General features: G+C 50.0%; 4 protein-coding genes. 2 read left to right on the plus strand and 2 right to left on the minus strand.

Going from position 1 to position 7,848, the window contains the following annotated elements; translation table 11 throughout:
• Positions 1-183: 183 nt before the first annotated feature.
• The gene (locus ACQY6F_RS17385; protein ID WP_428776236.1) at positions 184-1,434 is read right to left on the minus strand and encodes a DUF2254 domain-containing protein; all 1,251 of its coding nucleotides are present in this window, start codon (positions 1,432-1,434) and stop codon (positions 184-186) included.
• Positions 1,435-1,602: 168 nt separating this feature from the next.
• Positions 1,603-4,320, minus strand: coding sequence for a DUF2339 domain-containing protein (locus ACQY6F_RS17390; RefSeq protein ID WP_428776238.1), 2,718 nt, complete (start codon positions 4,318-4,320; stop codon positions 1,603-1,605).
• A 563-nt stretch (positions 4,321-4,883) separates the two neighbouring features.
• On the opposite strand from ACQY6F_RS17390, the gene iadA reads away from it, so the two are divergent.
• Together iadA and ACQY6F_RS17400 are read left to right on the plus strand one after the other, a co-directional pair.
• Positions 4,884-6,023: a beta-aspartyl-peptidase gene (gene iadA / locus ACQY6F_RS17395; protein WP_428776240.1), complete on the plus strand. Its 1,140-nt coding sequence runs from the start codon at positions 4,884-4,886 to the stop codon at positions 6,021-6,023.
• Between the two features lie 251 nt (positions 6,024-6,274).
• Positions 6,275-7,798 carry a DEAD/DEAH box helicase gene (locus ACQY6F_RS17400; protein WP_428776242.1) on the plus strand — a complete coding sequence of 508 codons (1,524 nt, stop codon included), beginning with the start codon at positions 6,275-6,277 and terminating at the stop codon, positions 7,796-7,798.
• The last annotated feature ends 50 nt before the right edge of the window (positions 7,799-7,848 follow it).

Below are 7,848 nucleotides of genomic sequence, written 5' to 3' on the forward strand. Positions count from 1 at the left end.
CATCCTTATTCATCAAAGGTGACTTATTAAGTTTACTCATGAAAACGTTGCTGGAATTGCAGTTGCTAATTCAATTGTATTAACTTAGATCTTATTGATATAAAACCAACCTGCCTGTCTCCTAACACAGTGATAAAACGATCCGAGCGTGTCTCAAGATGTTTTGTCCACTTTCCGCATAACTTACCGACCAATTTGATGCGCAAGTTGTGAAAGTATCTGTTTCTCGTCGTCGGTATAGGGCTGGGTATACGCCAGCTCTAATGCTTTTGTGGATAGTTTAAGCGCCGGTTGGGTAAATAATTTGGGGTGAATACTGGCTAGTGCGAGCAACGCTTTTTGTAAACGAACCTGAACCTGGATTTGTCCGACGCCGTCATGGGCAATGGGAAGAAACGCATCCTCAAACAGATCCTGGCGGTTCAGTGAGCGTACATACAACCTGGGATAGCAAACCTTTCTGGGAGGCTGATTGAGTAATTCTCCCCACAATGATAACGCGCGAACAGATCGTCCGATAACGTCTATCGCTGTGCCATTATCATTGACTGCGGGGGACAGGGCTTTCGAGGCAATCTCTGCCAATACGACCAAGCCAAAACGAGGGTCTTGATCGAACGTACGCTCGGTTCGTATGGTAAAAGCCGAGGTCAGATCTTCTTCAGGCGTATTGCCACACACCCAAGCCAGCGGTTGACCTGCATAAACAAAATCTCCAGGTAGGCGGTGAATGTAAATGGTGCACTGACTTTCTTCAGCAAGGTCATGTAAGTGGCGCATATCAATGTGTTGCAAGTAACCAATCTCTTTGCTGCATAGCAAAACACTTCCTCGCGGTGTGTGTTCAGTGTGGCTCCATGGATGAGCACCCATCCACGGCTCTTTACCGCGTTTTTTAATCGCGTTTAACAGCGCTTTCTCTACAGTCGACGTTGTTTCGCTCACTCGTCCAAAAACGGAAAGATGGTGAACCCAACGCAACAAGGTAATGACAATCATCACAACAACAAACATGGTGACGATAAACAGGTAAATTCGGGACTGCTCACTATAAGCGCCGATACCAAGGGCAATAATGCCAACCAGGCTGAACAGGAAAGATCCGATAAAAGTGGCCAGAGCGTTTTGGGTGGTGCTGTCTTCCATCAGCAGCTTTGTTGCTCTTGGTGAAACGCCAGCACTGGCGGCACTGTAAGCGGAGACCATGATGTTTAATGAAAACGTGGTCACCGCGAGCATACTTGTCGCGAGTATGTTTAAGATATTGTCCAGTAGCTCATCACTGACAGTGACTGCAGCTGGTAGGGTAATAATTATGTCTAGTCCGATAGAGGTTAGGGCGGTGGCGACGGCCAGGAGCGCATACAGTGAGGTTCGAAACCCCAGTTTTCGAGTCATTTGTGTCAATAACCACTGCCATTTTGCACCTGTCATTGGAATGCGCCTCCCGCTATGGCTTTGCAAAAAAACGTGCAGCAAATCTGAATGAATTTTTAAATCATAGATTAGATTCGGTTAGCTTGGACTCAGAAAGGTCGCCTTAAGCTCACTCTTAACCTGTGACGTCATGCGAATTTTGTCTATGTCTGCGCCCCCATTTCACTAGGATTGTTTCGCATCTGGAAAGTCACTACCTTTCATCCTCTGTACCAGCCAGCCGATGCCCAGCAAGCTAACCCCCAAGCCGAGGAATGAAAGGGCACGATAGAGCCCGGTTAGCTGCGACATATCGACTAGGAATGCTTTACATACCACGATAGCCAGCAGGCCAAAGCCGATTTGCTGCATCAGCGGTTTGGCAAATCGGCGCGCGGCGACAAGCGTAACCACCGAAATAACCAACCAGACCAGAGAATAGCTGTACATCTCCAGCTCTTCGGTCGGCAACCTGACCCAGATCTGATCCTGGTGGAACTGATGGCGGATGGTGCCATTAATAAACTGCAGCAGCCAAACGGCGCTAATGCCGTAAATGATGCGGCGTAGTTTAGTCTGAAATAGCGTCAAACGGGATACGGCAAGCAAGATTAAAGCTGGGATCAACCATAAGGCGAGTAACCAGTTCCACAGTGGCGTCTCGCCGATTGACTGCGGAGCAAACCAGGGACTGCTCAAAGAGTTCAGTGCGATGTGGTAATACCCGGCGCCAAGAGCAAGTAGGGCAGCAAAGCTGAGATATACTTTTTGCAGCGAGGTTGAATATTGGCTTCGGTAGCAATATACCGCCGCTATTAATAGCCAGTTCATTGCCAGCAGAATAGCTTCATGAAAGCTCGGAGCAGACAAATTCGGATAGCGGCCAACCAACTGGTAACTGCTTTCTGTGGTGATTACAAGTGCCGCGAGGTGCATGATTGCCCCGGCCATGATTTGGCGCAGCAGGTTGTCCTGGTAATGGCGGCGGGCCAGAACAAACAGGCCGATTACCAATGGATAGATCACAATGGTCCAGTGAATTCCGAACAGGCGTTCGTCACTGTAGCCATCCAGCCATGGGAACAGTGTCAGGCGAATCAGTACCACGGCCATCAGAGCTTTTACCAGCCAGTGAGGAGGGCTTAATTCCAACTTCCGGCACCAATATCCTAAGCCTACCAGTTGTGCACTGAGGGCAAGGGTGAGGGTACTCGATTCCAGCAGCATGGTGAGAATCAAGCTGACGTTAATATTGGCCAGTAGTATTCCGGAAAGTTTTACCCATGCCAGTTGCTGGTTTGCGGTTAGTCTCTCGGCTACTAATGCTAACAGAGCCAGCTCGACAGCCCATAGCGAATACATTGCCAGATTAGCCTGTGGTGGCGAGAAAATATAACAGAGGGCAAACAGTGAGCTGGGGCCGACCACCAACAGCAGACTGTATGCCAACCGATCCGGATAATGGCGCTGCATAGTTAACGCGTAGCTAAACAGCGCTAATGCGATGGCCTGGCTATATAAGTGAGCGCCGGTAAAGACAAAATCGAGGTCGTTGTAGTTTGTTTCTGGCAGCATCATCCCAAGGGTGGCGATAGATAACAACCAGCCAAGCAACGGCCAGGAATCAAAGGCAGAATGGCGCAGTGGCGCGGTGCATAGCACCATCAGTACCACAACGGTAGCCAAAATTAAGCTTGGTTGATAGCCATGAACAAAATAGAACAGCCAAATAGGTAGCAGTGACGCAAGTAGTCCAGCCTGCTCTTTACGAGGCATAAGCAGCACTTTAAGTGACAGCGGAGTCAGGTGAACGCGCTGCAGAGTCCAGCCTAAGGTATCGCTCAGCACATACAGATACAGCGAAACCACCGCAAATAGTAGTATGACTAATGCATCGCCATGACCGCCTAGCATCACTATGATTAAGAACCAGATAAAGTGCGCTGCAAAGCTTAGCCACCACAACCATTGGCGCTGTACTTGGTTGGCAACGACGATGGCAGAGACACTGACCAAAGTGACATAGCTGGCTATGGTTAATACGTTGTAGTCCAACTGCCAGAATGGTAAAGGTACAGAGTAAGCACCCAAAATGCCGATAACCGCCACTATCGGACCATAACGCAGAGCCATTGCTGTGGCGGTCAGTGCTATTGCGGCCAACACAATGAATGAGAAGGTTGAGGAGATCAGCTGATAGTAATGGGAGGCGACCAGTGTCATGGCATAGCAGGTAATCACACCTGCAGACACTATTGCCGCGTTTAAATAGTCATTATGGATATCAAAGCGAACCTTTTGCCGGGTCAGGTATTCGGCAGTAACAATCAACCCCAAGCCCACAGAAAAGCCAAGAAGTACCCGGGCAACAGGAGACAGCAATCCGGCATCTAAGGTGTACTTGGCCAAGAACAGTCCGCCCAATGTTAGTACGACGCCACCTAGCCAGAACAGGCCATTAATCGAGCGATCTCCGGTGGGGAAAGTCATCAGAAAACGACTGACAGCCTGCCACCAAAAAATTGGCCCAGACGTTTGCTTGCTGTCTTCGCTGGCTAATCTCACTTCAACCCTGCTTTCCGGTTTTGATACATAGCCCATATCAAACGGTGGCGGGCCTGGATGTGGCTGATTAATTGTTGCAGCCGACTCAGATGGTTTCGCTATTGGGCCAGGGCTATCCTGGGACTCAGAGGCAAGTGGGGGAGTGGGTTTGATATCTGAAGTTTCAGCTTCCGTTTTCGATGGCTCGGCCCGGTGGTTATCGGCTAACTGGCGTTCAAGCTGTTCCACCCGCCTGCGCAGTTCAGCGACTTTACGACGGGCATCCAACCCGAACGCGGCTCCTACCAGCACAAAACAGCTGATGGCGATAAGTACAATCAGCACTAACGAAAAAATCATCTCAGTCCAACTATTTGAAAATATGCAACATGTTAAATAATAGCTGATAATGTCTGGTTGACTAAAAGTGGTCAACTCAAATCAAGTATGATTTTGATCTGTTTTCAGAACTATCGCCCGGCGCCATCGGCTGTTTTGCAGTTGGCACTCTTTCATCCTGGCGCTAGATTACGTTCCTGTTCTGCCCTATGATGATGGCCTACCTTTTCAAATGGCTCGGTTTATGCGGTTGAGAGACACTCACCAACTCATTACTCACCATCAGCGTAGGCTGAGGCTGACGCCTGCCTGGATAACCGAAGTCCGCTTTATCAGCTTCTATAAACTCAGTCGCCATGCGCTGAGTGAATGGCGTAACGAATAACAACCATCTTCTTTCCAGTCATGCTGCTATCGAAACGCGATTGCAGCATGTATCCAGATATCAAAACCGTTAAGCGATATCTCTTATTGAGTGCGCTATAAACCTATATTGTTATTTTTTGAAATGGCTTTGCCGATGGGCAACCCTTCGCCCTTAGCAAGGCAGGTCTGACTCACAAAGTCTGATGGAGATGCACGGAATGATCAGTTTAATCAGTAACGTCACCTTATATGCACCTGAAAATAAAGGAACTAAGCACTTGCTTATCGCAGATGGTCGGATTGCCGCCATTTACGATACCTTGCCGGACGTGACGTCTTATACTCAACTTATAGACGCCAAAGGAAAATTATTGGTCCCCGGATTTGTTGACGGCCTGGTGCACTACTGTGGCGGTGGCGGTGAAGGCGGTTTTGCTAACAGGACGCCAGAGTTGCTGGCCGAAGAAGCGGCCGCTGCGGGCGTCACCACTCTGGTTGGTGCGCTTGGAACCGACTCTGTCACCCGTAACGTGGCAAATTTATTGGGCAAATGTCGTGAGCTGAAAGAAAAAGGTCTCTCTGCCTATTTTTACTCCGGCTCCTACCATGTTCCATTGCAAACCTTAACTGAGAGCGTGGAGACGGATTTAATCTATATTCCCGAGATCATTGGTGTCGGCGAAGTGGCTCTGTCGGACCACCGCGCTTCGGTGATCACATTTAACGACCTGCTCGATATTGCCCGAAAAACCAAAACGTCAGCCTCGTTGGCGGGCAAAAAAGGGGTGGTTTTCTGCCATTTGGGCGATGGGCCGGAGCAACTCTCCTTACTGAGAAAAGTGGTTACCGAAGCCGATATCTCTATTCAGCATTTTATTCCTACCCATATGAACCGTAATCCAGACCTGTTTGCTGATGCGCTGCGATATGGCCTGCAAGGAGGCTACATCGATTTCACCACCAGTACGAATGAAGGCCTGTTAGCCGATGGGGATATTGCCAGTGCCGATGCGTTGCAGCAGGCGCTGGATGCTGGGGTTAATCCGTCACTGATCAGTTTCAGTTCAGATGCGAACGCCAGTCTGCCGCGCTTTGACGATCAAGGTAATACCATAGGGGTGGATGTCGGTAGCATTAGCAGCCTGTTTGATGCGGTCAAAGAGGCCACACGAAAGCACGGCATACCGTTTGAGACAGCCCTGGCCTGTATCACCAGAAACCCTGCCAATGCGTTGGGACTCCCTAACAAAGGTCGGATTGAAGCTGGCTGTGATGCCGATCTGGTGCTGCTTAACCCGGAAGATTTTGCAATCGAGCGGGTTTGGTCTAGAGGAAAAGTTGTCCAAGGTGATAAATAGCAGATAATTTATTTATATTGCAGCCGGATAGTTTAGAAGCGTAGTTTGGATTGATAACTGGCTGTTTAAACAACGGAAATGGAAGCCAATTGCGCGGCTGATAGTTTTGTCAGCCGTTATGTACAGCTAATATCACCGTCAATAGCCAACTAACGGTTGCTACCTGCGGTTGAAAGCCTCAGAATGGCGCTCCTTTTGCTGCTGATAATCAGCGAGCAAATGTTTTAATTATTAACAATTGAGAATCATATATGGGTTTTACCTCTCTGGGTCTTTCTGCGCCAATCCTGCAAGCTATTCAAGAAAAAGGATACGACACTCCTTCACCGATTCAGGCACAGGCCATTCCGGCAGTATTAGCAGGCAAAGATGTGATGGCGGCAGCACAGACCGGAACCGGTAAAACCGCAGGCTTCACTCTGCCGATCTTAGAGCGCCTGTCGAACGGCCCGCGGGTGAAAGGCAACCATGTGCGCGCGCTGATTCTTACGCCTACTCGCGAGTTGGCCGCCCAGGTACAGGAAAGCGTGTTTAACTACAGTCGTCACCTGCCGCTTAATAGTGCCGTTGTGTTTGGCGGGGTAAAAGTGAACCCGCAAATGCTGCGTTTGCGTAAGGGCGCGGATGTGCTGGTCGCTACGCCAGGCCGACTAATGGACCTTTATAGCCAGAACGCGGTAAAGTTCGATCAGCTGGAAGTGTTGGTGCTGGACGAAGCCGACCGCATGCTGGATATGGGCTTCATTCGTGATATCCGCAAGATTCTCGCCCTGCTGCCAAAGCAGCGTCAAAACTTACTGTTTTCCGCCACTTTCTCTGATGAGATTCGCGCTCTGGCCAAAGATCTGGTGAATCAACCGGTTGAAATTTCAGTCAACCCGGCAAACCAGACTGCCCGAGCGGTCGAGCAGTTTATCTACCCGGCTGACGTGAAGAAAAAAGCGCCGATGCTGGTGAAGCTGATCAAAGATGGTGACTGGAGACAAGTGCTGGTGTTTACCCGCACTAAGCACGGAGCCAACAAGCTGGCCGCATTCCTGACAGATAAAGGCCTTAACGCCGCCGCAATTCATGGCAACAAGAGCCAAGGAGCCCGTACCAGAGCCTTGGCCGATTTTAAATCCGGTCAAATTCGGGTGCTGGTGGCGACAGATATCGCCGCTCGCGGTATTGATATCCCGCAATTGCCACAAGTAGTCAATTTTGAACTGCCGAAAGTGGCAGAAGATTATGTACACCGTATTGGCCGAACTGGTCGTGCGGGCGAAGTGGGCATGGCCGTTTCGCTGGTGTGTGCCCTGGAAGCGCCAGAGCTGTTTGCCATTGAACGCTTAACTCAGGAATTGCTGCCCCGTAAAGAACTGGACGGTTACCAGCCGACCAATGCGCTGCCGGAATCGCGTTTAGACACCCGGCCAATGAAACCGAAAAAGCCGAAGAAAGCGAAGAAGCCAAAAACCGCTAATGCAGAATCCGGCCAAGCCGAAAGTAGGGCGGGGCAGGCGGCAAACAGCGACAATCGCCAATCAAAAGGTAATTCATCGCGTGGCAACGGCCAGGCGAAAAACCGTGGTCAGTCGGCAGGCAATCAGCAGCCCAAAGCGAACCGGCGGAGCAGAAAGCCTGCCGGGGCAGGTTCGGCGAACGGTAATAAGCCTGCTAGTAATAATGCACAACCGAGTGGCAATAGCAAACCTGCGGCTAAACAAGCGGGTAATGGTAAGCCACGCAGTAATAAACCACGTAAGTTTCAGCGTGCAGCGGCCACCGCATAAGCACGGATAGTTACGTAACGGCATCATCGGCAAGTTGCTAACTGGCAAAT

Origin of the sequence: Vibrio sp. (assembly GCF_050299255.1) — a bacterium.
Taxonomy (GTDB): Bacteria; Pseudomonadota; Gammaproteobacteria; order Enterobacterales; family Vibrionaceae; genus Vibrio.

Coding starts and splice junctions, on each gene's coding strand:
- ACQY6F_RS17385 (WP_428776236.1), bottom strand. CDS start 1,434: ATGACAGGTGCAAAATGGCAGTGGTTATTGACACAAATGACTCGAAAA.
- ACQY6F_RS17390 (WP_428776238.1), bottom strand. CDS start 4,320: ATGATTTTTTCGTTAGTGCTGATTGTACTTATCGCCATCAGCTGTTTT.
- iadA (WP_428776240.1), top strand. CDS start 4,884: ATGATCAGTTTAATCAGTAACGTCACCTTATATGCACCTGAAAATAAA.
- ACQY6F_RS17400 (WP_428776242.1), top strand. CDS start 6,275: ATGGGTTTTACCTCTCTGGGTCTTTCTGCGCCAATCCTGCAAGCTATT.